The 25590-nt window shown below is 64.4% G+C and carries 24 protein-coding genes; 8 read left to right on the top strand and 16 right to left on the bottom strand.

Features of this window, described 5'->3' with window-relative positions:
• Window position 1 precedes the first annotated feature (1 nt).
• Window positions 2-790 carry a LamB/YcsF family protein gene (locus VLA65_RS13865; protein ID WP_332602844.1) on the bottom strand — a complete coding sequence of 263 codons (789 nt, stop codon included), beginning with the start codon at window positions 788-790 and terminating at the stop codon, window positions 2-4.
• Window positions 791-1401: 611 nt separating this feature from the next.
• Between VLA65_RS13865 and VLA65_RS13860 the strand changes: the two genes are divergently transcribed.
• A complete protein-coding gene (locus VLA65_RS13860) occupies window positions 1402-2328 on the top strand; it encodes a LysR substrate-binding domain-containing protein (protein ID WP_059388746.1) in 927 nt (308 codons plus the stop codon).
• Between the two features lie 141 nt (window positions 2329-2469).
• On the top strand, window positions 2470-2691 hold the full coding sequence (locus VLA65_RS13855; protein WP_332602843.1) for a hypothetical protein: 222 nt from the start codon (window positions 2470-2472) through the stop codon (window positions 2689-2691).
• A 112-nt stretch (window positions 2692-2803) separates the two neighbouring features.
• Here the strand turns inward: VLA65_RS13855 and VLA65_RS13850 are convergent, their stop codons facing one another.
• Window positions 2804-3478: a 4-carboxy-4-hydroxy-2-oxoadipate aldolase/oxaloacetate decarboxylase gene (locus VLA65_RS13850; protein ID WP_332602842.1), complete on the bottom strand. Its 675-nt coding sequence runs from the start codon at window positions 3476-3478 to the stop codon at window positions 2804-2806.
• A 45-nt stretch (window positions 3479-3523) separates the two neighbouring features.
• Window positions 3524-4732, bottom strand: a complete 1209-nt coding sequence (locus VLA65_RS13845; protein ID WP_332602841.1) for an aspartate transaminase — start codon at window positions 4730-4732, stop codon at window positions 3524-3526.
• A gap of 294 nt (window positions 4733-5026) precedes the next feature.
• Between VLA65_RS13845 and VLA65_RS13840 the strand changes: the two genes are divergently transcribed.
• On the top strand, window positions 5027-5557 hold the full coding sequence (locus VLA65_RS13840) for a hypothetical protein (protein WP_284988938.1): 531 nt from the start codon (window positions 5027-5029) through the stop codon (window positions 5555-5557).
• A gap of 1 nt (window position 5558) precedes the next feature.
• On the opposite strand, the gene VLA65_RS13835 is transcribed toward VLA65_RS13840, so the two are convergent.
• The 7 genes from VLA65_RS13835 to VLA65_RS13805 all read right to left on the bottom strand — a co-directional run bounded on the left by VLA65_RS13835 (window position 5559) and on the right by VLA65_RS13805 (window position 12739).
• Window positions 5559-5993 carry a hypothetical protein gene (locus tag VLA65_RS13835; RefSeq protein ID WP_284988937.1) on the bottom strand — a complete coding sequence of 145 codons (435 nt, stop codon included), beginning with the start codon at window positions 5991-5993 and terminating at the stop codon, window positions 5559-5561.
• Window positions 5994-6110: 117 nt separating this feature from the next.
• Window positions 6111-6947: an HpcH/HpaI aldolase family protein gene (locus VLA65_RS13830; RefSeq protein WP_332602840.1), complete on the bottom strand. Its 837-nt coding sequence runs from the start codon at window positions 6945-6947 to the stop codon at window positions 6111-6113.
• The gene (hpaH, locus tag VLA65_RS13825; RefSeq protein WP_332602839.1) at window positions 6932-7717 is read right to left on the bottom strand and encodes a 2-oxo-hept-4-ene-1,7-dioate hydratase; all 786 of its coding nucleotides are present in this window, start codon (window positions 7715-7717) and stop codon (window positions 6932-6934) included. The genes VLA65_RS13830 and hpaH overlap by 16 nt, the downstream gene beginning before the upstream one ends.
• 58 nt (window positions 7718-7775) lie before the next feature.
• On the bottom strand, window positions 7776-8864 hold the full coding sequence (gene hpaD, locus VLA65_RS13820) for a 3,4-dihydroxyphenylacetate 2,3-dioxygenase (protein WP_332602838.1): 1089 nt from the start codon (window positions 8862-8864) through the stop codon (window positions 7776-7778).
• A gap of 147 nt (window positions 8865-9011) precedes the next feature.
• A complete protein-coding gene (hpaE, locus tag VLA65_RS13815; RefSeq protein WP_284988934.1) occupies window positions 9012-10535 on the bottom strand; it encodes a 5-carboxymethyl-2-hydroxymuconate semialdehyde dehydrogenase in 1524 nt (507 codons plus the stop codon).
• Window positions 10536-10590: 55 nt separating this feature from the next.
• Complete coding sequence (locus tag VLA65_RS13810; RefSeq protein ID WP_332602837.1) at window positions 10591-11280, bottom strand: GntR family transcriptional regulator; 690 nt, start codon at window positions 11278-11280, stop codon at window positions 10591-10593.
• Entirely contained in the window at window positions 11273-12739 is a 1467-nt protein-coding gene (locus VLA65_RS13805) for a fumarylacetoacetate hydrolase family protein (protein ID WP_332602836.1), read from the bottom strand. The genes VLA65_RS13810 and VLA65_RS13805 overlap by 8 nt, the downstream gene beginning before the upstream one ends.
• A gap of 206 nt (window positions 12740-12945) precedes the next feature.
• Here VLA65_RS13805 and VLA65_RS13800 point away from each other — a divergent pair, with 206 nt between their 5' ends.
• Both VLA65_RS13800 and VLA65_RS13795 read left to right on the top strand, forming a co-directional pair.
• The gene (locus tag VLA65_RS13800; protein WP_332602835.1) at window positions 12946-14862 is read left to right on the top strand and encodes an FAD-binding monooxygenase; all 1917 of its coding nucleotides are present in this window, start codon (window positions 12946-12948) and stop codon (window positions 14860-14862) included.
• A 74-nt stretch (window positions 14863-14936) separates the two neighbouring features.
• Window positions 14937-15641, top strand: a complete 705-nt coding sequence (locus VLA65_RS13795) for an alpha/beta fold hydrolase (protein ID WP_284988930.1) — start codon at window positions 14937-14939, stop codon at window positions 15639-15641.
• On the opposite strand, the gene VLA65_RS13790 is transcribed toward VLA65_RS13795, so the two are convergent.
• A complete protein-coding gene (locus VLA65_RS13790) occupies window positions 15642-16583 on the bottom strand; it encodes an NAD-dependent epimerase/dehydratase family protein (protein ID WP_332602834.1) in 942 nt (313 codons plus the stop codon).
• A 177-nt stretch (window positions 16584-16760) separates the two neighbouring features.
• On the opposite strand from VLA65_RS13790, the gene VLA65_RS13785 reads away from it, so the two are divergent.
• Together VLA65_RS13785 and VLA65_RS13780 are read left to right on the top strand one after the other, a co-directional pair.
• Complete coding sequence (locus VLA65_RS13785) at window positions 16761-17915, top strand: hypothetical protein (RefSeq protein ID WP_306964584.1); 1155 nt, start codon at window positions 16761-16763, stop codon at window positions 17913-17915.
• 62 nt (window positions 17916-17977) lie between these two features.
• Window positions 17978-18421 carry a hypothetical protein gene (locus VLA65_RS13780; RefSeq protein WP_332602833.1) on the top strand — a complete coding sequence of 148 codons (444 nt, stop codon included), beginning with the start codon at window positions 17978-17980 and terminating at the stop codon, window positions 18419-18421.
• Window positions 18422-18492: 71 nt separating this feature from the next.
• Here VLA65_RS13780 and VLA65_RS13775 read toward each other — a convergent pair whose 3' ends face one another.
• From VLA65_RS13775 to VLA65_RS13765, 3 genes are all read right to left on the bottom strand, one after another.
• Window positions 18493-18807 (bottom strand): carboxymuconolactone decarboxylase family protein, encoded by a 315-nt coding sequence (locus VLA65_RS13775; RefSeq protein WP_307053193.1) that lies wholly within the window; start codon window positions 18805-18807, stop codon window positions 18493-18495.
• 248 nt (window positions 18808-19055) lie between these two features.
• A complete protein-coding gene (locus tag VLA65_RS13770; RefSeq protein ID WP_332602832.1) occupies window positions 19056-19334 on the bottom strand; it encodes a hypothetical protein in 279 nt (92 codons plus the stop codon).
• Between the two features lie 183 nt (window positions 19335-19517).
• Complete coding sequence (locus VLA65_RS13765) at window positions 19518-19949, bottom strand: MarR family winged helix-turn-helix transcriptional regulator (protein ID WP_284988925.1); 432 nt, start codon at window positions 19947-19949, stop codon at window positions 19518-19520.
• 100 nt (window positions 19950-20049) lie between these two features.
• Between VLA65_RS13765 and VLA65_RS13760 the strand changes: the two genes are divergently transcribed.
• Window positions 20050-21936, top strand: coding sequence for an ABC transporter ATP-binding protein (locus tag VLA65_RS13760; RefSeq protein WP_307053191.1), 1887 nt, complete (start codon window positions 20050-20052; stop codon window positions 21934-21936).
• Here the strand turns inward: VLA65_RS13760 and VLA65_RS13755 are convergent.
• Both VLA65_RS13755 and VLA65_RS13750 read right to left on the bottom strand, forming a co-directional pair.
• Window positions 21926-22603: a response regulator gene (locus VLA65_RS13755; RefSeq protein ID WP_284988923.1), complete on the bottom strand. Its 678-nt coding sequence runs from the start codon at window positions 22601-22603 to the stop codon at window positions 21926-21928. The genes VLA65_RS13760 and VLA65_RS13755 overlap by 11 nt on opposite strands.
• A complete protein-coding gene (locus VLA65_RS13750) occupies window positions 22600-25248 on the bottom strand; it encodes an ATP-binding protein (protein WP_332602831.1) in 2649 nt (882 codons plus the stop codon). The genes VLA65_RS13755 and VLA65_RS13750 overlap by 4 nt, the downstream gene beginning before the upstream one ends.
• Between the last annotated feature and the right edge of the window lie 342 nt (window positions 25249-25590).

The raw sequence follows: 25590 nt of genomic DNA, 5'->3' as shown, positions 1-25590 counted from the left end.
GTCAGGCCGCCTTCCTCTTGGCATCCATGACTTCGGTCAACGGGGCAATACGGACGCCGGCCGAAATGAGCTCCGAACGGATCAGCCGGGCGAGCTCGACGGCGCCGGGGTTGTCCCCGTGAAGCAGGACGGTGTCCGCGGAGATGTCGATGTCAGTGCCGTTGGCGCATCGGATCTTGCCCTCGCACACCATGCGGACGGTTCGCTCGACAATAGCCGAGGGATCGTGCAGCACAGCGCCCGGCTGGCTGCGCGGGACCAGGGTCCCGTCTTCCTGGTAGGCACGATCGACGATGCCCACAATCGCCACGTCCAGGCCGGCGGAACGTGCCGCCTTGGCCAACTCGCCCTCCTGCGCGACCACGATCAGTTCGTTGTCCACGCGGGCAGCGGCCTCAGCCACGGCCTCCGCGTAATCCGCCCGGACGGCGACGAGATTTCCCAGCCGGCCGTGCGGCGCGATGTGGGTCACCTTGGTTCCGTGGAAGGCAGCGAAGCCGTTCAGGGCGCCCAGTTGGTAGAGCACATCCGCACGCACTTCGTTGGCAGTCAGGCCCATGTCCCGGCGGCCGAAACCACGCAGGTCCGGGAAGCTCGGGTGGGCTCCGATTCCCACTCCGCGGCGAACGCATTCGGCGACCGTGGCGTCCATGATGTCCGGATCGCCCGCGTGGAACCCGCAAGCGATATTGGCACTTGAAACGATCTCCAGAAGATCGGTGTCGCTGCCTATGGTGTAGGCACCGAATCCCTCTCCAAGATCCGCTACAAGATCAATTGTCGGGTTCACGTGGTTCTCTTTCCGTGGTTCTGCATTGGGGTCCGGCAATTCCGCTCGAACGGCTGGAATATCCGGTAAACTCAGTCGCCTTTTCGATTGAAAGTGTTTAGCTAAAATTCTTCAATCCGGGGAACTGTCGGTAATTCTTTGGTGATAGAAGTCTCGCACCCACGAACTTCGGGCACAAAGACCTATTCCCTATCACGGGATAGCTCCCGGTTATGACCTACGGCACACATGCTGGTGGCGGAGACGGCATGCTGCCGGGCCGCCGTCGTCGTCCTCCGTGCTGAAGGTCGACGACGGCGGGCGGCGGCGCGCGCGGTGGACCTGCCGCTGTTGCCGGAGGGCGATGTGCCCGAAAGTCTCATAGGGTGCTCTTTACGTGACGATCGATTTGTGAGGCAGCGTCCCGAATGCGTCTATATTTGGGTATCGGGACAATTCGGTCGATGGGGAGTCAACGAACTGTCAGTAAATGGTTGGGAAACGCCACCATGGGGATGTGGATCTCAAATTAGTCGCTGAGAGACAGGTCACACAAAGACGGATTGTGTGTCCCTACATAGAATTTCCTTATGGCATCCAGGCCCCAAGTGGACTTGGAGGAAGGCAGACCGATGGATACGCGGAAGCTCTCATATTTTGTAAAGATCGTCGATTCGGGGAGCATCACCAAGGCCGCTGCAGCGCTCCACGTCGCCCAGCCTGCCCTCAGCCAGCAGGTGTCGGCACTGGAAAGCGATTTGAAGCAGCGCCTGCTGATCCGCAGTAAGCAAGGTGTCGAGCCGACCGCCGCGGGGCACACACTCTACCGCCATGCCCAGACCATCCTGCGGCTTGTTGAACAAGCGCGGCAGGACGTAGCGACATCCGGGGCCGCACCATCGGGCAGGGTGTCCATCGCCATCGCACCGTACAGCATGGCCTCCAGCCTCACACCGCAGATCATCCGGGAGGTCGGCCGGCGATACCCGGACATCGTGGTGCATTTGACCGAGATCTTCGGGGGCGTGCTGAGCGAAGCAATTAAGAACGGGCGCCTCGACATGGCCCTGATCTACGAGCCGGGGAAGATCCGCGGGGTTCAGTTCACCACCATGATCGTGGAAGACCTGCACCTGGTCACCCACGAAGACGTCGATGTTGCCCAGGGCCGCACTACTGTCACTCTTGAAGAAGCCAGCACCCTTGGACTGTTCCTCCCCGAAAAGAACCACACCCTGCGCCAGATCATCGAAAAGGGACTGGCCGAGCACGGGTTGCCCCTGCGGCTCGTAGGAGAAGTGGAGTCGGTTCCGTCGCTTGTCCGGCTCATCCGCGCAAACCTCGGGGCCACCGTGCTGCCGAAATCGGCTGCCGATGCGCTCTTCCCTGATGAGAACTTCAAGGTCCTGCGGATCGTCGAACCGGCCCTGCAGAGCAAGATCGCCCTGTGCACCCCCGACCACGAACCGCTGTCAGAGGCCGCCTCGGCCGTGCTCATCCTGGTCAAGGAGATGCTGCAGCAACAGTTGATCAGCAAGTACGCGGCCGATCCATCCTAGGGTTGATCCATCCATAACATTGCCTTATCCGGACAGACATCTTTGGTCTTATTCACGGGCATTTTTATTTCCTATTATCGAATTAGCAAGTAATTCGAAAGCGGCTCGCGGATTCCGTGAACCCAATCAAAGGAAACAGCGGTGAAAAAGATCAGCCAGACCCGGTGGGTTTCGAATCCAACCCTCGGAACGATCAGCGCACGGACCGGATTCCACTGCCCTAGGAACGGTTTCTGGCGTCCTTTGGGCGGCGTGGGCGAGCCCCTCTTCGTCTTCGAAGGAAGCCTCATGCCGCCCCATGCCGGACAAAGCATCGAGTGGTACCTGGTCGACGCACGGCCAGGACGCCCCGGACTGGACTGACTCGACTAACCACCCAAGGCGCCTTGCCCCAGGCAAGGCGCCTTCTTCGTGCCCGGAAACGGGCGCGCAAAAGGCCGGCCACCGCATTCGGTGACCGGCCCCAGCGTGACAATCAGTCCTCGACCAGCAGTCCCTTGGCCTTCAGCTTTTCCGTTAGTCCGCACAACTCGATGGTTGTGCCGCCGGCGTGGTAGGCCTTGATGAGCTCGCGTTCGGCGTCGTCCCGGGCCTGGGAGAGCGCGATGACCTCCTCCGCTTCCTCACGGCGGACGACAACGACGCCGTCAGCGTCACCGCGGAGGATGTCTCCGGGGTAGATGATCTCATCGCCGAACACCAGGGGGTGGTTGATGGGTCCGAGGGTTTCCTTGACCGTGCCTTTGATGCAGACGCTGCCCGAGAATACCGGCAGGCCCAATTCAATGAGGTCCTGGGTGTCCCGCACGCCGGAATCCGTCACCATCGCCGCAATGCCCTTGGCTTTCATGGCATTGCCCAAGACGTCGCCGAACGTTCCGGCGTCGGAAAATTCCTGGGCACCGACCAGGACCACGTCGCCGGCCTGGGCGTAGTGGATGGCCACCTGCAGCATGAGGTTGTCCTGCGGGGCACAGGCCACGGTCACGGCCGGGCCGCAGAAGGACATCGAGCGGTCGATCGGCTTGATCTTGGAGCTCAGGGCGCCGCGGCGGCCCTGGGCTTCGTGGATGGTCGCGGAGGAGAACGCCGCGAGGCGGCTGACGACGTCGGCGTCCGGCCTCTGGATCTTGGTCTTGACGTGGATCATTTCCTGAATCTTTCTCTTGGCTGGCTTCTGGGGTGCCCGTGGGGCTTAGTTGAGGGCGCTGACTGCCTTGCGGATCGAGTCCACGCCGGCATTGATGGTCTCCAGCGATGTGGCGAAGGAGATCCGGAAGTAGGGGCCAAGGCCATAGGCCGAACCCTGGATGACGGCGACCGCAGCCGCGTTGAGGAGGTACAGCGTGAAGTCCTGGTCGTTCTCAATGACCGTGCCGTCCGGAGCGGTCTTGCCGATGACGCCGCTGCAATTCACGTAAGCGTAGAAGGCACCCTCGGCCGGCGCGACGGAAAGTCCGTCTATGGCGTTGAGGCCCTCGACGGCGACGTCCCGGCGCTTGCGGTACACCTCCACGCTGTCCCGGACGAACGACTGGTCGCCGTTCAGGGCGGCCGCCGCAGCTGCCTGGCTGACCGACGACGGGCAGGAGGAAGTCTGCGACTGCAGCTTGTTCATGGCCGCGATCAAAGGCGCTGGACCCACGCCGTAGCCAAGGCGCCAACCGGTCATTGCGTAGGCCTTGGAGACTCCGTTGACCAGGAGGATGCGGTCGCGGAGGGTCGGAACCGCCGTGACGAGGCTGGTCACCCGGCCGTCGCCGAAGTGGATTTCGTCGTAGATCTCGTCCGTGAGGATGTAGACATGCGGGAATTCCTCAAGGACGGCACCCAGGGCCTGGAGTTCTTCGCGTGTGTACACGGCTCCCGTCGGGTTGGACGGAGCGTTGAGGATGAGCCATTTCGTCTTGGGCGTGATGGCTTCGCGGAGGGCGGCCGGTGTGAGCTTGAAGCCGGTGTCTTCTCCGCAAGCGACGATCACGGGCGTGCCGTCGTTGGCGAGGACCATGTCCGGGTAGGACACCCAGTACGGTGCGGGGACGATGACTTCATCGCCCTCGTTGAGCGAAGCCATGAGTGCTACGTAGAGGACTTGCTTGGCACCGCCGCCGATGGTCAGCTGGTTCGCTGCGTAATGCACGCCGGTGTGGCTTTCAATCCGGCGGAGGATGGCGGTCTGCAGTTCCGGCGTTCCAGTCACCGAGGTGTACTTGGTCTGGCCGGCGTTGATCGCTTCGATCGCTGCCGCCTTGATGTGGTCAGGGGTGTCGAAGTCCGGCTCGCCGACGGTCAGGTCGATGATCGGGATGCCTTCGGCTCGTAGTTCACGGACGCGGGCGGCGGCCGCAACGCTCGCTGAGGACTTGATGCGTGTGACCCTCGACGCCGGCAGGTACTCGGACATTTGTCTTCTCCAGAATCGTGAAACTCAGGATTCGGGTGTCGAATCCCCAATTTCGAGACTAGGCACTGCCGGGCGCCGTGGATAAGACCTAATGTGCGTGGATCAATAAGAGGCCCTTATGACCACCTGACCTATATAGGGATTCTGTGGTCGTTTAGGGACATTTCAACCCTATATGGGAATCTTCCATGCACTTCGCTTATGGGTTCACGCGGTATTGGTATTTCCGCGGCGCTGCAAGCACCGCCTAGATTTCATAGATCAGAAGTTCGCGAAGAGTCCGAAAGGGATCCAATGCCAGCCCAATCCGGGTCCCTTCCGGGCCCGTCAACCACCGGCAGGTATACCTACCGGGCCAAGGTTCCAGCCCGGTCCCAAACCGTGGCCAAAGGAGAGCGTGCCAAGCTCACGCACGCCCTCGCGGCGCACAGGCAACTCCTGTCCCATGCTTCGAGCGCCATCCGCACATTGACCGCTGCCCGCAACGAGATGATCGCCCAGGCCCTTGAAGACGGGCTCACGTTGGCCACAATTTCGGCGGTGACCGGGGAAAACATTCGGGCTGTCCGAACCATCGGTTTGGCTTATGACGACCTTCACCCGAGCGGGCTCACGCGAGGCGCGCATGTGGATGGCCTGAGGGCGAAAAGCGAGCAACTCAAAGCAGCCGAAAGGCATCGCGACCGGATCGTTAATCAGCGGGAAGCGTTGATTGTCACGGCGCTCCGCACCCAAGCCTGCGATGACCTTGAACTTGCCTCGCTGACCGGTCTCACACCCGAGCATATCCGCCGGTCAACGCGGGGCATCGCGCGCTCCGCCTAGCTTACTTCGTTGCGTCTTTCTTTTCCGGGGGCGTCCTGCAGCTAAACAGTTCCTGTGTTCCCGTTTTCCTCGCGATGAGCACCGTCAATGCGCGGGCCGACGTCGAGATCGGTTCAAAATGCTGGATCGACCGCGCACCAACGTTCCAAATGCGCTTCACGCCCAGCACCCGGTCGTGCTCATCCGTGGCAACCAGGGGCGGACTTCCCTGCCCTGCCATGGGCCTGCGTTTCCAGCACAGACTGACTACCGTCGCGTGCTCCCAGAATTCCACGGCGGTTACAAAGAATTCGCGCCCCTCATCATCCAGGAACAGCCCGGACTGCGGGACGTAAACAGCCCGCAGATCGTACTCCACGGGGCCTGGACGCCGTGCAGCCGGCGATTCGGCGATGGCTGCGGCTTGTTGAGGATTGAGATCTGGTTGCGGGACCACGGCATGCTCCATTGAAATTGCGGCCGACCCCCTCCTCGACCGCCCCCGAGCGGCCTCGGGATATCCAATGTAGCTCCGTCCAAGGACCTCCGGAAGAGTACCGACTACCTACCTAGTTCAGTAGCTCGACGGGGCGTCACCTGTCCCGCCTAAGGGCGCTCCGCCGTCGGGGTTTGTTGGGATGAACTTGTCGGCGAGGGCTTCGGTGCCGCGCGCCAGCAGCGCGACGTCGGCGCCGACCAGCAGGAACGAGGCACCGGCGTCCATGTAAGCACGGGCCGTGGCCTCGCCGAAGGCGTTGACGCCGGCCGGTTTGCCCGCGGTCTTTGCCGCGGCGAGGCAGTGCTCGACGGCGGCGCGCACCGTGGGGTGTTCCTGTTCGCCGAGGAGGCCCATGGACGCCGCGAGGTCCGAGGGGCCGAGGAAGATGGCATCGACGCCGTCGACCGCGAGGATCTCCTCGACGGCGGCGACGGCGGCCCCGGTTTCGATCTGGACGGTGACGCTGATGGTTTCGGCGGCGCGGGCGAGGTAGTCCGGGATGCGGTTCCAGCGCGACGCCCGGGCCAGGGCGGAGCCGACGCCGCGGACCCCGTGCGGCGGGTAGCGGACGGCGGCGATGGCGGCCTGTGCCTCCGCGGCGGAGTTGACCATGGGGATGAGCAGGTCCTGCACGCCCAGGTCCAGGTATTGCTTGAGGAGCACGGTGTCGTTGACCGGCGGGCGGACCACGGCCTGGACCGGGTAGCCGCGGACGGCCTGGAGCTGGGCGAGGATGGATTCGAGGCCGTTGGGGCTGTGTTCGGCGTCGATCAGGAGCCAGTCCAGCCCGGCCCCGGCGCATAGTTCGGCGATGAGCGGGCTGCCGGAACATACCCACATGCCGGCGAGTGGCCTGTCCGCGGCGGCCAGGGCTTGGCGGAACGTGCGGTCTGGTTCTACTCGAACCGGCATGTGACAACTCCCAAGGGTCCGTAGTCGGCGTGGACGGTATCGCCTTTGTATACCCAGAGGGGGCGGGTGAAGGAGCCGGCGAGGATGATCTCCCCGGCCTTCAGCCCGTCGCCATGCGGGGCGATCTTGTTAACGAGCCAGTGCACGCCGTTGGCGGGGTGGTCCAGGACGCCGGCGGCGACGCCGGTTTCTTCCACCACCTGGTTTTTGTACAGGATCGCCGAGACCCAGCGGAGGTCGACGGCGTCCGGGCGGACCGGGCGTCCGCCGACCACCATGGCACCCATGGCCGCGTTGTCCGAGATGGTGTCCACGATGGTCCGGCCCTCCATCTCGATCCTGGAATCCAGGATCTCGAGGGCCGGAACCACGTAGTCGGTGGCGTTCAGGACGTCGAAGATGCTGCAGCCGGGCCCGGAGAGGTCCTTCTTGAGCACGAACGCCAGTTCCACCTCGACCCGGGGGTGGGTGTACTGGTCCCAGGCCACGGAGCAGCCGGTGTCCAGGACCATGTCATCGAAAATCGCGCCGTAGTCCGGTTCGGTGATGCCGGTGGCGTCCTGCATGGCCTTGGACGTCAGCCCGATCTTGCGGCCCACCAGTTTCCGGCCGGCGTCCTCGTTCCGGCGCCGCCATAACTGCTGGACGGCGTAGGAATCCTCCACCGTCATCTCCGGGTAGCGGGCGGTCAGGCGCGGAACCGGGGTCCGGTTCCGGCCTGCTTCTACTAGTTCGTCGGCAATGGTTTCTATCGTCTTCGGGTCAAGCATCTCCACACTCCGTTCGGCTCGGCCATCCTGCGGTCAGCATACGTTGAGGGCCGCCGGCCTAGAGCTGCGAGCCGACCTTGAAGCCCTTCTTTTCCCCCGAGGGGCCGTCCTCGGGCTGGCGCGTGTACGAGAAGCCGTCGGCACCCACGGTGACCGCCATTTCGCTCTTTTCCTCGCGGACGACGACCGGCTGCGGGTTGCCGTCCAGGTCCAGGACGAGGGAGGCCTCGGTGTACCAGGACGGGACCACGGGGTTGCCCCACCAGTCGCGGCGCTGGTTGTCGTGGACGTCCCAGGTGACCGTGGGGTTGTCCGGGTCACCGGTGTAGTAGTCCTGGGTGTAGATCTCGATGCGGTGCCCGTCCGGGTCCAGGATGTACAGGTAGAACGCGTTGGACACGCCGTGCCGGCCCGGGCCTCGTTCGATCCGGTCGCTGATGCGCAGGGCGCCCATCTTGTCGCAGATCTGGATGATGTTGTGCTTCTCGTGCGTGGAGAAGGCGATGTGGTGCAGGCGCGGGCCGTTGCCCCCGGTCAGGGCGGTGTCGTGCACGGTCTGCTTGCGGTGCATCCACGCGGCGTACGTGACGCCGTCGGAATCCTTGATGTCCTCGGACACGCGGAAGCCCAGGTCCTCCAGGTAGGCCCGGCCGCGGGGAACGTCCGGGGTGACCTGGTTGAAGTGGTCCAGGCGGACCAGCTCACCGGCGGAGTACAGGTCGTAGCGCTGGGTGAGGCGTTCGACGTGCTCCACGTCGTAGAAGAACTCGTACGGGAAGCCCAAAGGGTCCTCGACGCGGACCGAGTCCCCGATGCCCTTGGTGAAGCCGTTCTTGCGGCGCTCCACCCGGCAGCCGAGCTCGCGGTAGTAGGCCTCGGCGGCGTCGACCTCGGCCGGGGACTTCACCCGGTACGCGAACGCTGCCGCGGCGGCGACCGGTCCCTTGCGCAGGACCAGGTTGTGGTGGATGAACTCCTCGAAGGAACGCAGGTAGATGGTGTTCTCGTCTTCCTCGGTGACGTGCAGGCCGAGCAGGTCAACGTAGAACTCGCGGGACTTGGCGAGGTCCGTGACCACGAGTTCAAGGTAGGCGCAGCGGACGATATCCGGCGCCGGGACGGTGGGGGTCGGGACGAAGTTGCTCATGGGGTTCTCTCTTCTTTGAAAGGGTCTGTGGTGTTCGACGGCGGGATGCTCGCCTTTGGTGCCGGGTGCCGCCCAACTGACTCGCAGTAAGTGTCGTTTTGGAGCCCCATAACGACAACAAGTGCGAGGTAGTTGGGCTGGGCGGGGTCAGGCGCCGAACTTCGGGGTGTGCACAGCGCCGAGGGTGATGTGCACGGCCTGCTGGTCGGTGTAGAAATCGATGGAGCGGTAGCCGCCTTCGTGGCCCAGGCCCGAGGCCTTGACCCCGCCAAAGGGGGTGCGCAGGTCCCGGACGTTGTGGCTGTTGAGCCACACCATGCCAGCCTCGACGTTCTGCGCGAAGTTGTGCGCGCGGGTCAGGTTCTGGGTCCAGATGTAGGCCGCCAGGCCGTATTTGGTGTTGTTCGCCAGGGCGAGGGCTTCGTCGTCGTTCTCGAACGGGGTGATCGCGACAACCGGGCCAAAAATCTCCTCCTGGAAGATCCGGGCGTCGGGCGCGACGTCGGCGAACACCGTCGGCGCGATGTAGTTGCTGTTGTTGAGCCCTGCGGGCAAGTCTTCCGGGCGGCCTCCGCCGGCGAGCAGCCGGCCTTCGGACTTGCCGATCTCCACGTACGAGGCGACCTTTTCGTAGTGCTCGGGGTGGACGAGTGCGCCGACCTGGGTCTTGGGGTCGTGCGGGTCGCCGACGACGATATTCTTCGCGCGGGCGGCGTACTTCTCGCAGAACTCGTCATAGATCGCGCGTTCGACGAGGATCCGCGAACCGGCGGTGCAGCGTTCTCCGTTGAGGGAGAAGACCCCGAATAGTGCCGAATCGATCGCGGCGTCCAGGTCGGCGTCGGCGAACACGACGCACGGGGACTTCCCGCCCAGCTCCATGGACAGGCCCTTGAGGTTGGCGGCGGCGTTGCGGAAGATCGTCTGGCCCGTTGTGGTCTCGCCCGTGAAGGAAATCAGCGGCACGTCCGGGTGCTTGACGAGGGCGTCACCGGCTTCCTCGCCGAGGCCGTTGACGAGGTTGAACACGCCGTCGGGCAGGCCTGCGTCCTTGAAGATCTGCGCCCAGAGCGAGGCCGAGAGCGGGGTGAACTCGGCCGGCTTCAGGACCACGGTGTTGCCGGTGGCCAGGGCGGGGGCGAGTTTCCAGGACTCGAGCATGAACGGGGTGTTCCACGGCGTGATCAGGCCCGCGACGCCGATCGGCTTGCGGTTCACGTAGTTGATCTGGGAGCCCGGGACCTTCATGGCGTCGTCGAACTGGGCCACGATCAGGTCCGCGAAGAAGCGGAAGTTCTCCGCCGCACGCAACGCCTGGCCCTTGGCCTGGGTGATCGGCAGGCCGGTGTCGAAGGTCTCCAGTTCGGCGAGGCGCTCCTCCTGGGCTTCGACGGCGTCGGCGATCCTGTTCAGGACGCGGGCACGTTCGCGCGGCTTCATCTTCGGCCACGGGCCGTTCACGAAGGCTTCGCGGGCCGCGGCAACGGCGAGGTCGATGTCTTCCTTCTGCCCGGCCGCTGCGGTGGCGTAGTTGGTGTTGGAGACCGGGTCCAGGACGTCGAAGGTCTTCCCGCTGACCGAGTCAACGAATTCGCCGTTGATGAAGTGCTGGATGTGGGTGGGAAGGTCCTTCGGGACGTAATGGGTGGTTTCTGGTGCAGTGAACGTCATTGTTTTCTCCTTTGCTATTGGAACGCGGGGTCACTTACGGCCCATGTTGGGCCCTCTAATGGGCGCTAAGTGACCCCGCGTTGGTCTGTGCGAGGTATGCGTCGAGGGTGGCGCTGCGGTGGCGGCGGGCGGCTTGTTCGATGGTGTCGGCGTCGGCGTTGCTTTCGATGAGCTGAAGCAGCGCCTCGTGCTCTTTGACGGATTCCTGCGCGCGGCCGGGGACGAAGCGGAACGTCGAGGCCCTGATCGAGGCGAGGCGGTTCCAGCCCCGGTGCACGAGGTCCAGGATGTGCGGGTTGGGGCAGTGTTCGAAGAGCACGCTGTGGAAGTCCTGGTTCAGCGCCGTGAAGCGGACCGGATCGAAATGCTCCAGGCAGTCGCGCATCTCGGCATTGACCGCACGGGCCCGGGCAATCGCCACAGAATCGATCAGGGGGGCCGACAATGCCGTGGCCGCTCCCTCGATGATGCTCAGGGTCTGCATCGTGTACAGGTACTCCGTCGGATCGATCCCGGAGACCGTGGCGCCGACGTTGCGCTCGAACGTCACGAGCCCCTCGGCCTCCAGGCGGCGGATCGCCTCCCGGACCGGGACCACGCTCACGCCGAGGTCCTCGGCGATCTTGGCCAGCACCAGCCGGTATCCCGGCGTGTACGTGCCCTCCACGATGCGCGCCTTCACGGCCGCGTAAGCCTGCTCGGACTTGCTCCCGACGGCGGTGCTGCTTACGGCGGTTTCAGTCACCTTGGGCTCCTTCCCACTCCTCGTAACGGGCACGCCACTGCGCGTTCATCGGATACAAACCGTCCACGCTGTTGCCCTGCTTGACCATCTCGAAGATGAAGGCCTCTTCCTTCTCCTGCTCGATGCACTCATCCACCAGCTCCTCCGCGATGGCCGGCGGGATCACCAGGATCCCGTCCGAATCGGCCACGATGATGTCCCCGGGCTGGACCGTGGCCCCGCCGCAGGCGATGGTGATGTCCGTGTCCCACGGGATGTGGCGCCGGCCCAGCACGGCGGGGTGCGGGTTGGCGAAGTAGGTGGGCATGTCCAGTCCTGCCACGGCGGAAAAGTCCCGCACGCCGCCGTCGGTGATGATGGCCGCGGCACCGCGCATCTGGGCACGCAGCGCCAGGATGTCTCCCACGGTCCCTGTGCCCTTTTCTCCCCGGGCCTCCATGACCAGGATCTCGCCTTCGTTCACGGAGTCGATCGCCCGTTTTTGGGCGTTGAACCCTCCGCCGTGGGTCGTGAAGAGGTCCTCACGGTTGGGGACATAGCGCAGCGTCCGGGCGAGCCCGACGACGCGGCGGTCCGGGCGGGTGGCCTGCAGGCCGTCGATGCTCACGTTGTTCAGCCCGCGCTTGCGCAACTGGCTGGACAACGTCGCGGTCGCCACGCTTTCGAGCTTCTTCTTCAGCTCCGGGCTCAGGACGGGCGCCGGATTTTCCAGCCGCGGCAACCCGGCCGCTTCGCGGGAACCGTACGCTTCCTCCCGCTGCGTGTCGTCGGATTTGGGCCGGGCACCAAAGTCCGCGAACGGCGTCGTACCCTCCGCGACTGTGGTGGCCAGGCGGCCACTGCTGAGCCCGCCGCCGGTGACTTCAACCTCGACGACGTCGCCGGGCCGGGCGACGGAGGCGCCGGCCGGGGTGCCGGTCAGGATGATGTCGCCGGGTTCGAGGGTGAGGAGCTGGGAAAGGTCGGCGACGAGGCGCGCAAAGGGGAACAGCAGCTCTTCGGTGGTGTCGTCCTGGACGAGTTCGCCGTTGTGCCAGGTGCGGATCCGCAGCCCGGAGGGGTCGACGTCGGCGGCCGGAATGAGCGCGGGGCCTACCGGGGTGAAGCCGTCGCCACCCTTGGACCGGAGGTTGGAACCCTTGTCCGCGTAGCGCAGGTCATAGACGCCCAGGTCGTTGCTGGCCGTGACCCACCCGACGTGGTCCCAGGCGTCCTCCAGACCCACGCGGCGGGCGGGCGTGCCGATCACCAGCGCGATCTCGCCCTCGTACCCGAGGAGTTCACAGCCAGCCGGACGCTCCACCGTTGAGCCGCTGAGGGCAAGGGACGACGAAGGCTTCAGGAAGTACGACGGCTGCTCCGGCATCCGGCCCCGCTGCGCTGCCCGGCTGGGGTAGTTGATATGCACCGCGATGACCTTGCGGGCCGCGGCCAGGGTGTGGTCGGTGACCTGTTCCAAGTTTCACTCCTCATCGAGTACGAAATCGTATACGATAACTATGACCCTGGAGTTTCGGGACGTCAACCCCCTGCATCCCCGGACGGATCGTGAGGCCCTTGTAGCCCCCGTCACGCCTGCCGTACAGTATGAATCCAAACAAAGGTTCAAATAAAGAATTCACAGTTCTATAATTGAACAACCGCACAATGAAGTGAGGAAAGCCCATGCAGTTCCACCACAACGGTTATGTATCCGGCGACCCGCGTGTCCAGGCGGCCGCCGGCGTCGGCATCAACAGACCCACTGATCTTCCCGACGAGGTCGACGTACTCATCGTCGGCAGCGGGCCCGCCGGCATGCTCGCCGCCGCGCAGTTGTCCCAGTTCTCGGGCGTCACAACCCGTATCGTGGAGCGTCGCCCCGGCAGGCTCGCGATCGGGCAGGCCGACGGGATCCAGGCCCGGAGCGTGGAGACATTCCAAGCCTTCGGATTCGCCGAGCGGATCATTGCCGAGGCGTACCGGATCACCGAGATGGCGTTCTGGAAGCCGGACCCGTCAGACCCTTCACGCATCATCCGTACCGCGCGGGCCCTCGACGATCCGACCGGGGATATCAGCGAATTCCCGCACCTGATCGTCAACCAGGCGCGCGTGCTGGACTACTTCGCCGAGTACATGGCGAACTCCCCCACCCGCATGACCCCCGACTACGGCTACGAGTTCCGCGGCCTCGAAGTCACCAATGACGGTGACTACCCAGTCACCGTCACGCTCCTCCACACCGCCGGACCAAACGAGGGCCAGGAACGCATTGTCCGGGCCAAATACGTCGTGGGCGCGGATGGCGCGCGGAGCAAGGTGCGCGAGTCGATCGGCTGCACCCTCGCCGGCGACCAGGCCAACCACGCTTGGGGCGTCATGGACGTCCTTGCCGTCACGGACTTCCCCGACATCCGCACGAAGTGCGCCATCCAGTCCGGCACGGGCGGCAGCATCCTCCTGATCCCGCGCGAAGGCGGCCATCTCTTCCGCATGTACGTCGACCTTGGCGAGGTGGATCGGAACGACAACCGCTCCGTGCGGAACACCACCATCGAGGAGATCATCTCCAAGGCCAACGACATCCTCCATCCCTACACGCTCGATGTGCGTAACGTCGCCTGGCACAGCGTGTACGAAGTGGGCCACCGCCTCACGGACAGGTTCGACGACGTCCTGCCGGACCAGCGCGGCACCCGCACACCGCGTGTGTTCATTGCCGGCGACGCATGCCATACGCACAGCGCCAAGGCCGGCCAAGGCATGAACGTCTCCATGCAGGACGGCTTCAACCTGGCCTGGAAGCTCGGGCACGTACTCGAAGGACGCAGCCCGGAGAGCCTGCTGTCCACATACTCCGCCGAGCGCCAAGTGGTTGCCAAGAACCTCATCGACTTCGACAAAGAGTGGTCCACGCTCATGGCGAAGAAGCCCGAAGAATTCGAGGACCCCACCGAGCTGGAGAACTTCTACGTGAGCACCGCGGAGTTTCCGGCCGGCTTCATGACCCACTACGCCCCCTCGCCGCTCATCGCCGAGCCTGCGCACCAAGACCTGGCCAAGGGATTCACGATCGGCAAGCGTTTCAAGTCGGCGCCCGTGGTGCGCGTCTGCGATACCAACCCGCTGCAACTCGGCCACCAGGCCAAGGCTGACGGACGGTGGCGCATCTACGTGTTCGCGGACGCAGGCAAGGCCGGGACGGCACAAGGGGGGTCGTCGCCCATCTCGGACTTTGCCGAGTGGATCGCGAACTCGCCGGACTCGCCGCTGGCCGCAACGCCGTCGGGCGCTGACCGGGACGCGTGGTTCGACGTGAAGGTGATCTATCAGCAGGAGCACACGAGCGTCGACATCGGAGCGGTGCCGGAAGCATTCAAGCCGGAGGTCGGACCGTTCAAGCTCACCTACCTTGAGAACGTCTACGGCACCGATCCTTCGGCAGACATCTTCGAGTTGCGCGGCGTTGACCGCGGCGGCGTCGTGGTGGTGGTGCGGCCGGACCAGTACGTGGCGAACGTCTTGCCCTTGACCGCGACGGCGGAACTCGCCGCGTTCTTCGCGCCCCTCCTGCGATCGGGACGGACCGCAGCGGTCTGAGCTGTTGGCGCGTTCCGGCGTGCGGGACCAACGCAAGGGTTCATTCTGTCGGTGGCCCGTCGTAGGGTACCGGCATGGACATCATCATGGTTCCCGGATTCTGGTTGGACGCTTCTTCGTGGTCGGAGGTCACGCCGCCGCTCGTTGCTGCGGGCCACACGGTCCACCCGCTCACGCTGCCTGGGCTGGAGGCAATTGACGCCCCGAGGTCCGGTATCGGCCTCAGGGATCACATCGAGGCAGTAGTGGCAGCCGTCGACGCCGTTGGCAGTCCTGTTGTACTGGTCGGCCACTCCGGTGGAGGTGCCATCATCCACGGCGCCGTCGACGCCCGCCCGGACCGGGTGGTCCGGGCGGTCTACGTGGACAGCGGACCGCTTGGCGAGGGCGGCGTCATCAACGACGAACTGCCTGTCGAGGGCGATGCCGTGCCCTTGCCGCCATGGGAGCTGTTCGAAAACGAGGACCTCGTGGACCTCAACGAGGAGCTGCGGGCCGCGTTCCGGGCACGCGCCATCCCGGAGCCAAAGAACGTGACCACGGATAAGCAGCGCTTGCACGATGTGCGCCGCTACGACGTCCCCGCCACCATCATCGCGTGCGAGTTCCCCTCCAGCCTGCTCGGCGAGTGGATCGAATCCGGCCACCCCTTCGTAGCTGAGCTCGCGCGCATCAACGACGTGGAATTCATGGATCTGCCCACCGGACACTGGCCCCAGTTCACGAAGCCCCATGAACTCGGCGAGGCCATTCTTGCGGCGGTTGAGCGGACGGGTTAGTCACCGCACCGAATGGCTCGTTTCGGGCTTACGGTAGCTGTCCACAGTGACCTCCAGTGCTTGGTCCCACGATGTTGCCTTAACACCCAGCATCTTCCGCGTCTCCTCGGAGTCGATCACGAAGGGCATCGTGAATTGGTAGCTGGAAGCTGAGATCTCGCGCATGATCGGAATGACGGTGCCGAGGGCTTTAAGTGACCACTGCGGGATCGGGGCCACCCGGCCCTTCACGCCCCACCGCTCATTCACCTGCCGCGCGATTTCCGAGCGCGGGACGGATGCACTCGGCACATGCCAGGCCCGTCCCCATTCGCCCGGGTGGTCTGCGGCCGCGATAAGTGTCGCGGCGATATCGGGCAGGAAGCTCCAACTGTGCTCCAGTACGGGGTCCCCCACGACACGCGCCGTTTTGGAGGCCAGGAGTGGTTGAAAAAAGCCGCCGCCAAGATGAGTCGACATCCCCGCCGCCCCAGGACCGAAGTAGTCGCTCGCCCGAACCTCCACGGCCCGGATTTCACCGCGTTCGTGCGCGGCAAGGACTTTCTCCCAACCCGCTTTGCGCACAAGGCCCTTCTTCTCGGTGGTGGCGAGCTGTGAATGCTCGGTCATCGGACCGTCCGGCGGGCCGTACGCATAGAGGTTGCCCATGAGCACAAGACCGGCCCCGGAGTCACGCGCCGACTTGATCACAGCGTCGAAGATCGGAGGCCAATCGGCTACCCAATTGGTGTAGGGCGGATTGGTGCAAACGAAGATCGTGTCGGCTCCACGCGCAGCCCCTGTCACGTCGGCCGGGCTGCTCGCGTCCAGTTTCACGGGAGTCGCCCCGGGGACCGTAGTGCCGCTGCGCGTGCCGAGAGTTACCTGGTCTCCACGGGCGGAGAGCTGCCTCGCGAGCGTCCCGCCTACGAGTCCGGCGCCGAGGATAAGATGGCGTGCCACGATGGTTACTCCCTAACTCTCCGGCGATGCTTTGCTAGTGACGTCGCACCGAAGTACGGCGCAGCCGCTTACCCTTGACAAGATCCGAGGGTGGAATGAATGATACGAGCCTCATCAGCTTTGTACCTACCGGTGGTCAATAGCTGAATTGGTGTCTAACAATGTCGAAAGAGCACATTGACTGTATTCGTGTGGGCATGTTTTTCAGTCGGGTTGCTTGCGTTGCTCCTGAACTGGATGAGCGTGATCGGAACGCTGATCGTGCCACGTCCGCTGCACAGCAACCTTTCACGGATGACCCATTTGGTCACTGCGAAAATCTTCTTTGTCATCACTAAGCCCGTCTCCTCGTACGAAGTACGTGATCGGATCCTTGCCTGGCAGTCCCCCATGGCGCTGTTCGTCCGTCTGCTGGTTTGGGTGATCGTGTTCGACTTGTCGTTCAGTCTCCTGCTTCTTCCCTTCGTCGACGGTGACCTCTGGCAAGCCGCAAGCGAGGCTGGCTCCGCGATGTTCACGCTTGGCTATGCTGCTCCATCGAATGTCGGCAACACCGTGTTGGTTTACGTCGCCGCCTATACCGGGTTGATCGTGATCGCTCTGCAGATCGGTTATCTGCCAACGCTCTATGCAGCCTTCAACAGGCGGGAGGCGGAAGTAACGCTCCTCGTATCGAGGGCAGGCTCACCCTCATGGGGACCCGAGCTTCTGGTGCGCACACGGTTTGGGATGGCCGCCCAAACCAGCACCAGCGAGCTCAGCGAGCTTTACCAAAGGTGGGAGCGATGGGCCGCGGATGTCGCCGAATCACACAGCACCTACCTGACGCTGGTATGGTTCCGTTCGCCTTCACCGCAATCGAACTGGCTCAACTCCCTCCTCAGCGTCATGGACGCGGCCGCGTTGCAGCTTGCCCTGAGTCCGGGGTCCGCCCCGAGCACCCGGGCTCGGCTGGTCATTCGGATGGGATTCACCTGCCTGAACCAAGTGGCCCGGGCCATTCGTATCCCGGTCGAGGAAGACCCCGATCCCGATTCCGAACTAGATGTGACCTTTGAAGATTTTCAAGCGGCCGTGGAACTCCTGAGGACTGTCGATTACCCGATTGAGGTGACGGCGGAGCAAGCATGGCCACATTTCAGGGGCTGGCGCGTCAACTACGAAAGGGTCGCATACGCCCTTGCCTACGCGATCGATGCCCCGCCATCAATGTGGAGCGGCCCACGACGCTTCGCATCCGAACCGGTCATGCCGCACAGGCCGAAGAACCGCACTTCCAAGGACGTCAAGCCGGACGATCCGCAAATGATTGCCCAGAGGAAGACACGGTGACAGCAAGGTGCAAGGATGGCAACGCACATGACGGTTGAACTGCATCGAAGAGGAGAAGCATCATGCCCATGATCGACGTGTACGCCACCGCAGGGACTTTCGCAGACAAACACCAGCTCGCGATTGACCTGGCGTCGACGGTGATGCGTGTGGAGCAGGTGCCGGATATCCCGATGTTCCGCAAGAACACGGCGGCATTCATCCATGAATTCCCGGCGGGGGATCTGTCGAATGTCGACGGCGACAGCAATTACGTGCGCGTCCAGGTGCTCACGAACGCGGGCGCGCTGAACCGCGAAAAGCAGCTCGCCGTTGTCGAACAACTCACCGCGCTCGTCGCGACGGCGGCCGCGGACCCGACGCTGCCTGATCGAACCTGGGTCCTGCTCACAGAAGCGCCCGACGGCGGCTGGGGCCTCAACGGCCACGCCAACACTAACGAGGAACTCATCGCAGCCGCGCGTGCACAGATTGCCTCACTCCAGGGGCACACCCCGCAGGCCTGACTTCCGGCAGCAAGCCGGGCTAGGGGCGCCAAGCGCCCCTGACGCGGACTTGGCTACTCGCGCGGACTTGGCTACTCGGCAAACACCTGCTTGGCGACCGCCATGGCGGACATCGCCTTGGGCCAGCCCGCATAGAACGCCAGGTGCGTAATAGCCTCGCTCAATTCGGTTTCGCTGAGTCCGTTTGCCTTCGCGAGACGCAGGTGGCCAAAAAGCTGTTCAGTGCTGCCGCTTGTCACGAGACAGGCAACGGTAATGAGGCTCCGGTCCCGCTTGGCCAATTCGGGGCGTTCCCAGACGTCAGCGAAGAGAACGTCGTCGGTGAGTGAGGCAAGTTTGGGCGAGATGTCTCCGACGAGTTGCTGGGCACGGGATGGTTCGGTCATGGGGTTCTCCTTGTTAGTGAAAGCTTGTCGACTTGCTTTCAATCCTAGGAATGGCCACCGGAATGAGGCAGGGTCCGCTATTACCTGTTTCCCGATGAACTCCGCGGGCCGGGGGTTAGAGCGGCGGATATCTTCTGAGGCCTACCACTCCGCCTGCGGCGATGAGGGTTCCGCCGAAGGCCAACAGGATTCCAGCCACTGAAACGCTTGGAGCAATGGGATGGTCACTCTGGGCGGGGGCGCCCGGGTCAATCCGGGTAGCGGTCGCCGCAGAGGTTGAATTTTGCGTCGAGGGGCTCAGGCTGGAAACGATCGGCGAAGGCACTGTAGCTGTGGTTGCCGCCGGTGGCGCGGCCTGAGTTGGGTCCGCCCGCACGGTCACCGCCGTCGAAGGCGTTGAAGCGCCACCGGACGGAACCGCGACGCCGGGATCCGGCTGGGGCTGCGGTTGTACAGGCGGGATAGCCGTGGCCGACGGAGTGGGTTTTTCCGATGGCCGGGGAGATGGGGAGTTGGCGGGAGAGCACATGCCAACCACCCCCAGAAGCCCTTGCGAATCGCAGTTTGCGGCCCCCGCTCTCTCTGCTGGCGCAAGTGCGATCAGGCACAACGCGAAAGGGAGCGCGACGAGGGCAACTGGAACCTTCCGGCGAGTCATGGCTTCGACTCTACCTACTCTGCGGCAACTTGGCAGGCGGGCGGCGTTCGCTTCAGTCCCCGAGCTGACCCAGAATCCGGGCCAATTCGGCGCGATCTTCTGCGCTGAGCCGGGCAAAGTACTCGGAAGACTTGCCACGCCTTTCAGCGCTGATCTTCGCAAAGAGTTGCTGCCCGTCCCTGGTGGCGGCGACGAGGGTGGCGCGCCGGTCCGTGGGGTCCGGATCGCGGCGGACGAGGCCTTTGACCTCGAGCTGGTCCACCACTTCCGTGGCCGATCGTGGCGCAATGCGCAGCCGTTCCGCCAAGTCTTTCAGCCGAATCGGGTCCCCTGGCGCCGGGCGCATAAGAGTCATCAGCGCCCGCCATTGGTGCGGCGTCAGCTCCCACGGAGACAGCTGCTCGGCCCAGGTCCGGCGCAGCCCCCGGAAGGCGGCATGGAAGAGATCGCCAAGGTCGGCAGAATCTGAGGGCTGTGACTGCATTCTGTCAGTCTAGCAATTTGACCTGTAGCCACATAGTGAGGTAACCTCTGTATTAGTAGGCGCGATTCCCGCGCCCCGCTCGCCACTGGAGGTGGTGCTTATGACGGAGAACATCCTCACCCAAAATCCCCATCGACCGGGCGTCGGAGCCCGAAGTCCCGGCCGCGGCCCCGCCCGCCTCAATCCCGCGGACCGTACCCAGTTGAAACAGCACCCCGTGAGCCTCAAACGGATCGCCGGGCTGTTCACCCCGCACAAGGCGACCATCGCCGTCGTCGTGCTTCTCATCAGCGCTTCCAGCATCATCGGCCTGGCGCAGCCGTTCCTGGTCCGCCACATCATCGACGTCGCGCTGCCCGGCAAGGATCTGCCACTGCTCGCGTGGCTGGCCGCCGGATTGATCGCCGTGGCCGCCGCAACTGCGCTGATCGGCGTGCTGCAGACGTGGATGACCACGGGCATGGGCCAGAAGATCATGCACACCTTGCGCACGCGCCTGTTCACCCACTTGCAAAAGCAATCGCTCGGATTCTTTACCCGGACCCGCAGTGGCGAGGTGCAGTCGCGGCTGAACAACGACATTTCCGGCCTGCAGCAAGTCATCACCTCCACCGCGACCGGTGTTGCGTCCAACCTGACCACGGCCATTGCCACCGCCATCGCCATGGTGGCCATTTCGCCCGGGCTCTCGCTCTTGTCCCTGATAGTGATACCGCCGGCTGTTTGGTTCACGCGCCGGGTGGCCCTGCTCCGGCGCAACATCACGTCAACGCTGCAAAGCGAGCTGGCCACCATGAACACCCAGGTCGAGGAAGGGCTGTCAGTCTCCGGCGTCAGGCTCTCCAAAACCCTCGGAACCACCAAACGCGACGCCCACCGCTACACGGAAAGCTCCAAAAGGCTGATCGGCCTGGAGATGCGCTCCCAGTTGGCCGGCCGCTGGCGCATGTCCACCATGGGCATAATCTTCTCGGCCATTCCGGCGCTGATCTACCTCGCCGCCGGACTGCCCGTCACCAGCGGCGGCATGACCATCGGCACGCTCGTGGCGTTCACCGCGCTGCAAGGCGCCATCTTCCGCCCGGTCATGAGCTTGCTGGATCTCGGCGTCCAATGGGTCACCGCAATGGCCCTGTTCAGCCGCATCTTTGAGTACCTGGACTTGGCTCCCGAGATCACTCCCCCGGCGCGGCCCGTCCCGCTGGACCCGGCCGCAGTGCGCGGCGAGGTCCGCTTTGAGGGCGTCCGTTTCGCGTACGACGGCGGCACGGACGTTCTGCTCGACGTCGACCTCACGCTTCCGGCCGGCACCAGCACCGCAATCGTGGGCCCCACGGGCTCCGGCAAATCGACGCTGGGCTCGCTGGTCCCGCGCCTGCATGACGCCACCGCCGGGCGGATCACCATTGACGGCGTCGACGTGCGCGACATCGCCCCTGAGGACCTGACGAAAATCGTTGGCGTGGTGTCCCAGGAGACGTACTTGATTCACGACACCATCCGGGAAAACCTGCTGCTGGCTGCACCCGGCGCGGACGACGCAGTGCTGTGGAGCGCGCTGGCCTCGGCACAGATCGCGGACCTGATCGCAAGCTTGCCCGACGGCCTGGACACCATGGTCGGCGCTCGGGGCCACCGCTTCTCCGGAGGAGAACAGCAGCGCTTGGCGATTGCCCGAACCATCCTGCGCAATCCGAAAGTGCTGGTCCTCGACGAAGCTACCTCCGCCCTGGACAACGCAACCGAGGCCCATGTCCAGGCGGCGCTCGACCGGCTGGCCGTCGGCCGGACTACGCTCACCATCGCCCACAGGCTCTCCACCGTGGAGAAAGCCGATCAGCTCGCAGTGCTCTCGCGCGGTGCCATCGTGGAGTTCGGAACGCCCGGAAACCTTCGCGATTCAGGCGGCGCGTATGCGCGGCTTGTCGAGGCCGGGGAGACTGTGGAGTTTGCCGGTCATGCTGCCGCAGCCCGCCTCACGGCATGAACCGGTACCCGATCCCTACCTCGGTGATCAGGTGGCGCGGGTTCCCGGGCTCCGGTTCCAGTTTCCGGCGGAGCTGGGCCATGTACACGCGCAGGTAATTGGCCTCCTTGGCGTAGGCCGGGCCCCACACCTCGCTGAGGAGCTGCTGTTGGGTGATCAGCTTCTCGGGATTGCGCACGAAAAGATCCAGGATCCTCCACTCCGTCGGCGTGAGGCGGACGTCTTCGCCGTCGCGCGTCACGCGTCTCATGGCAAGGTCCGCAGTGAACGATTCAGTGACCAGCACGGGCGCTTCTTCGCCCGGGTCAGAGGTGCGCCGCAGGATCGCCCGGAGGCGCGCGAGCAGCTCGTCGAGCCCGAACGGTTTGGTGATGTAGTCGTCCGCGCCGGCGTCCAAAGCTTCCACCTTGTCGTCCGAGCCGTGACGTGCGGAGAGGACCAGGATGGGTACGCTACTCCACTCACGCAAGCGGGTGATGACTGTGGTTCCGTCGATGTCTGGCAGCCCCAGGTCGAGGATCAAGACGCCAACCGGGTGCTGGGCGGCAGAGCGCAAGGCCGATTCGCCGTCGGACGCTGTGGCCACAGTGTAACCGTGCGCTTGGAGCGTAATCCGCAAGGCCTTGACGATGTGGGGATCGTCGTCCACCACCAGGACGTGGCTCATCCCGCCTCCCTCGAGGCGCTATCCGGACTGCCCGACGGCGGCATGTGGCGGTGCTGCAAAAGAACGGATTGCGCCTCCAGGGGAGCTTGCGCCTCCTCGTGCGGGAACGCGACCCCTGTGGATAGCGGAAGCCGGATGACCATGGTCAGGCCGCCGCCCGGAGTCTCTTCCGCGGTGAGCGTGCCTCCCATCGCCTCCGTGAATCCCTTGGCCACGGCGAGCCCCAAGCCAACCCCGGTGGTGGAAGGGACGTCGTTGAGCCGCTGGAATGGCTGGAACATCCTGACGACGCTTTCGGCGGGGACTCCTTGGCCGTGGTCGATGATGCGCAGTTCTCCGGACGGCCTCCCGTCCAGGGTGGACGAGCTGAAGCCACCAGCGGCTCCCACCAGCACAACATCGGAATCCGGAGCGTACTTGATGGCATTCTCCACGATGTTTGCGATAACGCGTTCCAGCATCCCGGCGTCGGCGTCGATCTCCGGCATGTTCCCGGGCAGGTCGACGCGCACCCGCCCCGGCGGCATGCCATGGAGGGCCGTGGGGATCACTTCGTACCAGCGCACCGGGCGAATAAGGGCGTTCACCGAGTCCGAGGTAATGCGGGACATGTCCAGGAGGTTCCCCACGAGGACGTCGAGCCTGTCCGAGCATTCCTCGATGGTTGCCAGCAGTTCCTGCTCCTCCTCCGGTGTGTAGTGGACGTTGCTTTGCCGCAAGCCGCCGACGGCCAATTTGATCCCGGCCAGCGGAGTCCGCAAGTCGTGGGAGACGGCGCGCAGGATGGAGGTTCGCATGGTGTTGCTTTCGGCCAAGCGCCTGACTTCACGTCGGCTTGCCGCCAATTGCCGCCGCTCGAGCTGGGCCGAAAGGTGCGCGCCGAAGGCGCTGAGTAGGCGGCGGTCGCTGGCTGGCAGGATGCGGCCGGACAGGACCAGGCGGGTTCCGGCGTCGATCTGTTCGGTGTTTTCGCCCCCGTCGGCAGGGAGGGGTGCGGCCTCTCCGGCCTTGGCGACGAGGCGCCAGCCGCCCGCTGTCCCGCCGCCCGGGCCCGCGGTGCCAGCCCTGTACAACGCAGCCCCGCGCATCTGGAATACGTCCAACGCTTGCTTCAAAAGTCCTTCGACGGTGTCCTCGGCGCTCGATGCCCCGCGCGTGAGGTCACCCAGGGTGGTGGCCTCGGCACGGGCACGGGCGGCTTCCTTGGAGCGCCTGGCCGAGACGTCCACCACGGCCGCAACAGCGGCTGAAACGCCCACGAAAACCAGCAACGCGATGATGTTCTCGGGGTCGCTGATGGTCAGGGTCCCCACAGGCGGTATGGAGAAGAAATTCACCAACAGGCTGCTCCACAAGGCACCGAGCAGAGCGGGCCACAACCCGCCCACCAGGGCGACGGCAACCGAGCCCGTCAACTGGAGGAGCACCGCCGTCGTGATGTTGTGGGAAGGACTCGCCGCCAGCAGGAGCTGCAAAAGAACCGGCAGGACCACCGCCATAGCAAACCCGACGATCACCCTTGTGCGACCAAGGTCCCGCTGCCGTGGACGGTCCACGCCCCGGCCGCCCAAGGGATGCGAAACCATGTGCACGTCAATATCGCCGGAGTCACGCACCACCCGGTTGCCGATCCCCCGCCCGGTCAGCCTGGCGACGAGGCTCCGGCGCCGGGAAATCCCGACGACGATCTGCGTCGCGTTCACGCTGCGGGCAAAGTCAAGCAAGGCCTTCGCTGGGTCCTCCCCTGCCACCGTGTGGTAGCTGCCACCCAAGTCCCGGACCAACAGGCGCTGGGCTTCCAGCGCCCGCGGAGATTCCGAAGCCACACCATCAGCGGCGCGGACGTGCACGGCGAGCAGGTCGCCGCCATTGACGCGCTTGAGGATCCGGGCGGCCCGGCGGACAAGGACCTCCCCTTCCGGCCCGCCTGTGAGGCCGATGACGATGCGTTCGCGGGCGGGCCAGCTCGCCTCGATCCCCTGTTCCGAACGGTACTTCGCGAGCCCTTCGTCCACGCGGTCGGCCAGCCACAGCAGCGCCAGTTCCCGTAATGCCGTCAGGTTGCCCATCCGGAAATAGTTGGACAGGGCAGCGTCGATCTTGTCCGCCGAATAGATCTTGCCGTCGCCCAGCCGTTGCCGCAACAGCTCCGGTGAGATGTCCACAAGATGGATTTGATCGGCACGCCGCACGACGTCGTCGGGCACTGTCTCCGCCTGCCGGACGTCGGTGATGGCACTCACGACGTCACCAAGGGAAGCCAGGTGCTGCACGTTGACGGTGGAGAGGACGTTGATGCCGGCGTCGAGCAGTTCCTCGACGTCTTGCCAGCGCTTTGCGTTGCGGCTTCCGGGGATGTTCGAGTGGGCGTATTCGTCGACGACGGCGATGCGCGGCTTGCGTGCCAAGACCGCGTCGACGTCCATCTCTTCAAAGCTGGTGTCCCGGTACGCAATCGTGTGCGGCGGGATGACTTCCAATCCGTCCATCAAGGCACGGGTGTCGCTGCGCCCATGGTCCATGGCGAAGGCCACCACCACGTCTTCACCGCGGCCGCGCAGCCGGTGAGCCTCCTCAAGCATGGCGTAGGTCTTCCCTACTCCCGGGGCTGCCCCGAGGAAAATGCGCAACGTTGCCCGTGCCATGTGGTCATTCTTTCACTTGTTTAACGCGTCGGTTGCCCGCAAGAAAGCCAGCCTTTTTGACCGGCGCGTCTGCCCGCCGGGGAACTTTCGGAGCGGTAGTCTCACGATCAGCAATACATGTGCCTCGGGGGATGGTTCTCTTTACGGCTGCGTCACCGCGGCCACTGTCCTTACCGACCGTGGCTTCGGTTTGAGCGTGGCGGTAAAGGAGAAAGCAATTACTGGCATACAAGATAGCCCCAGGATGTCCACCGGGCGCGCACGCCTTCAATTCCCCCGTACACAGCGCCTCCATCGATTCGGAGCCGCAATAGCAATTGGCGTTTGCCTGTCCCTGTTGCC

Source organism: Arthrobacter sp. S2(2024), assembly GCF_036662515.1.
Taxonomy (GTDB): domain Bacteria; phylum Actinomycetota; class Actinomycetes; order Actinomycetales; family Micrococcaceae; genus Arthrobacter.
Note: the sequence above shows the minus strand (reverse complement) of the source record. Positions and strands in the feature narration are given on the sequence as shown.

Excerpts from the sequence above, each read along its gene's own strand:
- VLA65_RS13860 (WP_059388746.1), top strand. The coding sequence starts at position 1,402 with ATGGATACGCGGAAGCTCTCATATTTTGTAAAGATCGTCGATTCGGGG.
- VLA65_RS13850 (WP_332602842.1), bottom strand. The coding sequence starts at position 3,478 with ATGATCCACGTCAAGACCAAGATCCAGAGGCCGGACGCCGACGTCGTC.
- VLA65_RS13845 (WP_332602841.1), bottom strand. The coding sequence starts at position 4,732 with ATGTCCGAGTACCTGCCGGCGTCGAGGGTCACACGCATCAAGTCCTCA.
- VLA65_RS13840 (WP_284988938.1), top strand. The coding sequence starts at position 5,027 with ATGCCAGCCCAATCCGGGTCCCTTCCGGGCCCGTCAACCACCGGCAGG.
- VLA65_RS13830 (WP_332602840.1), bottom strand. The coding sequence starts at position 6,947 with ATGCCGGTTCGAGTAGAACCAGACCGCACGTTCCGCCAAGCCCTGGCC.
- hpaH (WP_332602839.1), bottom strand. The coding sequence starts at position 7,717 with ATGCTTGACCCGAAGACGATAGAAACCATTGCCGACGAACTAGTAGAA.
- hpaD (WP_332602838.1), bottom strand. The coding sequence starts at position 8,864 with ATGAGCAACTTCGTCCCGACCCCCACCGTCCCGGCGCCGGATATCGTC.
- hpaE (WP_284988934.1), bottom strand. The coding sequence starts at position 10,535 with ATGACGTTCACTGCACCAGAAACCACCCATTACGTCCCGAAGGACCTT.
- VLA65_RS13800 (WP_332602835.1), top strand. The coding sequence starts at position 12,946 with ATGCAGTTCCACCACAACGGTTATGTATCCGGCGACCCGCGTGTCCAG.
- VLA65_RS13795 (WP_284988930.1), top strand. The coding sequence starts at position 14,937 with ATGGACATCATCATGGTTCCCGGATTCTGGTTGGACGCTTCTTCGTGG.
- VLA65_RS13780 (WP_332602833.1), top strand. The coding sequence starts at position 17,978 with ATGCCCATGATCGACGTGTACGCCACCGCAGGGACTTTCGCAGACAAA.
- VLA65_RS13775 (WP_307053193.1), bottom strand. The coding sequence starts at position 18,807 with ATGACCGAACCATCCCGTGCCCAGCAACTCGTCGGAGACATCTCGCCC.
- VLA65_RS13765 (WP_284988925.1), bottom strand. The coding sequence starts at position 19,949 with ATGCAGTCACAGCCCTCAGATTCTGCCGACCTTGGCGATCTCTTCCAT.
- VLA65_RS13760 (WP_307053191.1), top strand. The coding sequence starts at position 20,050 with ATGACGGAGAACATCCTCACCCAAAATCCCCATCGACCGGGCGTCGGA.
- VLA65_RS13755 (WP_284988923.1), bottom strand. The coding sequence starts at position 22,603 with ATGAGCCACGTCCTGGTGGTGGACGACGATCCCCACATCGTCAAGGCC.
- VLA65_RS13750 (WP_332602831.1), bottom strand. The coding sequence starts at position 25,248 with ATGGCACGGGCAACGTTGCGCATTTTCCTCGGGGCAGCCCCGGGAGTA.